Origin of the sequence: Pauljensenia hongkongensis, assembly GCF_001746855.1 — a bacterium.
Lineage (GTDB): Bacteria > Actinomycetota > Actinomycetes > Actinomycetales > Actinomycetaceae > Pauljensenia > Pauljensenia hongkongensis.
In genome coordinates, this window is sequence record NZ_CP017298.1 from 1412269 (window position 1) to 1416002 (window position 3734).

A 3734-nucleotide genomic window follows, 5' to 3' on the forward strand; every position below is an offset into this window, starting at 1 on the left:
AGCGCCGTGCGCTGCGCCCACTCCCGCCCCGGCCCCGCTCAGTGGGCGGGCGGTGGTCACGCCCTGGCCCCGTAGGCGCCGACGAGCTCTCCGTGGGCGTCGGCCGCTCCCTCGGAGAACATCTGGCGCTCGTTGTACTCGCCCTTCTTGCCGATGTTGAAGGACTGGACGGGGCGGAAGTAGCCCATGACACGGGTCCACACCTCGCACGCCTGGGGCTCGCGGCCGGGGCGCGCGGCCGCGCACTTGTCGCAGGTGAAGTGCTCTCCGGCCAGGTAGCCGTGGACGGGGCAGATGGAGAAGGTCGGCGTGATCGTGATGTAGGGCACCTTGAAGGCCGTGAGGGAGCGGCGGACCATCTCCCGGCACGCGGCGCCCGAGCTGATGCGCTCGCCCATGTACAGGTGCAGCACGGTGCCGCCCGTGTACTTGCCCTGCAGGACCTCCTGGTCCTCGAGCGCCTGGAAGGGGTCGTCGGTGTATGCGACGGGCAGCTGAGAGGAGTTCGTGTAGTAGGGCTGCTCGTCGGTGCCGGCCTGGATGATGCCCGGGTAGCGCTTGCGGTCCTCCTTGGCGAAGCGGTAGGTGGTGCCCTCCGCGGGCGTGGCCTCGAGGTTGTACAGGTGCCCGGTGCTCTCCTGCAGCTGGACCATGCGCTCGCGCACGTGGTCGAGCAGGCGCACGCACATGTCGAAGCCGCGCGGGTCGGTGAGGTCGTAGGCGTCGTCGCTGAAGTTCCGCACCATCTCGTTCATGCCGTTGACGCCGATGGTGGAGAAGTGGTTGTCCAGGGTGCCCAGGTAGCGCCTGGAGTAGGGGAACAGGCCCCTGTCCATCTGCTCCTGGATGGTGGCGCGCTTGATCTCCAACGAGGCGGACGCCAGGTCGATGAGCTCGTCCATGCGCGCGACCAGCGCCGCCTCGTCGCCCTTGTGGAGGTAGCCGAGGCGGGCCATGTTGAGGGTGACGACGCCGACCGAGCCGGTGAGCTCGGCGGAGCCGAAGAGCCCGTTGCCGCGCTTGAGCAGCTCGCGCAGGTCGAGCTGGAGGCGGCAGCACATGGAGCGGATCATGTGGGGGTCCAGGTCGGAGTTGATGAAGTTCTGGAAGTAGGGCAGGCCGTACTTGGCGGTCATGTCGAAGAGGGCGCCGACGTTCTCGCCCTCCCATTCGAAGTCGGGGGTGATGTTGTAGGTGGGGATGGGGAAGGTGAAGACGCGTCCGTCGGCGTCGCCCTGGCTCATGACGTCGATGAAGGCGCGGTTGATGACGTCCATCTCGGGCTGCAGGTCCCCGTAGGTGAAGTCCACGACCTCCTCACCGATCATGGGGTGCTCGTCGGCCAGGTCGTCGGGGCACGTCCAGTCGAAGGTGAGGTTGGTGAAGGGGCACTGACTGCCCCAGCGGCTGGGGACGTTGAGGTTGTAGATGAGCTCCTGCATGCACTGGCGCACCTCGTCGTAGTCCATGGCGTCCAGGCGCACGAAGGGCGCCATGTAGGTGTCGAAGGAGGAGAACGCCTGGGCGCCGGCCCACTCGTTCTGCAGGGTCCCCAGGAAGTTGACGATCTGGCCGCAGGCGGAGGAGAAGTGGCGCGGCGGGGCCGAGGCGATGGCGCCCGTGACGCCGTTGAACCCCTCCTGGATGAGGCGCTTGAGGGACCAGCCCGCGCAGTACCCGGCGAACATGTCGAGGTCGTGGATGTGGTAGTCGCCCTCGCGGTGGGGGGCCGAGATCTGCGGGGTGTAGACCTTCTCGAGCCAGTAGTTGGCGATGATCTTGCCGGCGGAGTTGAGGATGAGGCCGCCGAGGGAGTACCCCTGGTTGGCGTTGGCGTTGACCCGCCAGTCGGAGCGGTCCAGGTACTCGTCGACTGTGGCGACGGGGTCGATGGTCAAGGCGGCGCTGGCGGTCATGTTTCACCTGGTTCTCTACGTGTTCCGAATACTCGCGGGCGGCTGGGGCCACCTCGCCCTGGTTCCAGGGCCCACTAAATCTAGTGGGTCGAACCAACAGAGAACACTATATCTAGTGCCATGACGGGAATCGCGGCCGGGACGTCCGACGCGCCGGGCCGCCTCGGAGGATCCCATCCCCGCGAATCAGATCCGGGACCATGGTCCTTGTGGGGCGGCGGGAGAACCGCGCCATTCCAAGCCCCCGCCCGACGCGGGACCGCGCGCGGCGGGTCATGAATCCGCTCACACCAGCAGCGGGACCCTCTTGACGGGGCCGAGGCGCTTCCACCATTTCCCCAGCCCCAGCGTGTCGCCAGCTCCCAGCAGCGCCACGAGGACGAGGACCAGCGCGTAGACCAGGTGCGAGTCGACGACGGGGTTCGCGGACCCCACGACGAAAGTCCCCTCCGCCAGGTACATCATGACCATCATCACCACCCCGGCCATTGCCGCCAGGCGGGAGGCGACGCCGAGCACTGTGGCCGCGCCGACGAAGAGCAGTCCCGACATGAAGAGCCAGTCGGCCAGGGGCGTGGCCAGGGACTGGAAGAAAGGCGTGAACGGCTTGGTCGCGTCGAGGGCCCCCCGCAGGTAGCCCTGGGCGGGTTCGCCCCCGTGGATCCAGGCGCGCCGGGACGGGGTGGGGAACCCCAGGCCGAAGGCCTTGTCGAGGAACGCCCACAGGAAGACGAAGCCCACGGAGATCCTCAGCAGGGCGAGCACGAAGCGCCCCGGGGCAGAGGCGACCGCCTGGCCCGCGGCGCGGGGGGTCTTATCGCTCATGACTCTCCTTCCACGGGGGGCGGGGCCCCTCGAACAATCCACGGACGACTATAGGCGCGCCGGGCGCCCGGGCGTTCCCTCACGCGCTGCGCGAGTCATCGGCGAGCAGGTCGACTTCGCGCACCACGGCGCCCACGACCGCCACGATCCACGCGCACGCCCCCATCCCCAGGACGAGGGACCGCCACGGGCGGACGGAGAGGAAGTCGTTGAAACCGTAGCCCGAGCCCGGGGCCCCCGCCGACATGGAGAAGCCCCACAGGCCGACCAGCGTCAGCGAGAAGGCCAGCGCCCCCGCGGCCAGCACCGCCCACAGCATCACCTTCGACACCCTCTTGCCGTGCCGGGCGCGCCTCTCGATGGGGGAGAGCGCCAGGGCCCACGCGCCCGCGATCAGCACCGCGACCACCACGTCCGCGGGGCGGTGCCAACCCGCCATCATGACGGACACCCCCATCAGGGAGGTCCACGCCCACCCGATCCACGCGGAGGGGGCGCGCAGCCACTGCGGAGCGATCGCGACCAGGGCCAGCGACAGCGTCACCGCGACGGTCGAGTGCCCCGAGGGCAGCGAGTTGGAGATCCCCGTGGTCATCCCGAGATCCGGGCGCGAGATCATGTCCTTGAGCAGCTGGGTCGTCACATTCGCGCCGATCACCATGCCCAGGGCGCGGCCCGCCAGTGTGGGGCGCTTGCGCGCCACCGCCACCAGCGCCACGACGACGCCCGCGACGACCATGGCGGGGACGGACACGACCCCCGTCACGACCGAGGTGAAGGAGACCAGACGCCCGGTGGCGCGCATGGTCGCCTCCATGAGCAGGGTGTCCAGCACCTGCCCGGCGGCCGTCGATATCGCCGCGTAGGACAGCAGCAGCCACAGGGCGACGCACGCGAGCAGCGCGACGATGCGGCGGGCGAGTTTGCGCCGGTACCAGGCGTCGGCCCCGTCCTGCGCGGCGGCCCGCCCGCCCGGCCTGCCGGGTGCGCGCC

General features: G+C 69.4%; 3 protein-coding genes. All 3 read right to left on the reverse strand.

Features of this window, described 5'->3' with window-relative positions:
• Nucleotides 1-56: 56 nt before the first annotated feature.
• On the reverse strand, nt 57-1916 hold the full coding sequence (locus BH719_RS05840; protein WP_009743878.1) for a ribonucleoside triphosphate reductase: 1860 nt from the start codon (nt 1914-1916) through the stop codon (nt 57-59).
• A 285-nt stretch (nt 1917-2201) separates the two neighbouring features.
• Nucleotides 2202-2741 (reverse strand): DoxX family membrane protein, encoded by a 540-nt coding sequence (locus BH719_RS05845; protein WP_009743879.1) that lies wholly within the window; start codon nt 2739-2741, stop codon nt 2202-2204.
• Nucleotides 2742-2820: 79 nt separating this feature from the next.
• On the reverse strand, nt 2821-3734 hold a 914-nt coding region (locus BH719_RS05850), incomplete at its 5' end, for a phosphatase PAP2 family protein (protein ID WP_009743880.1).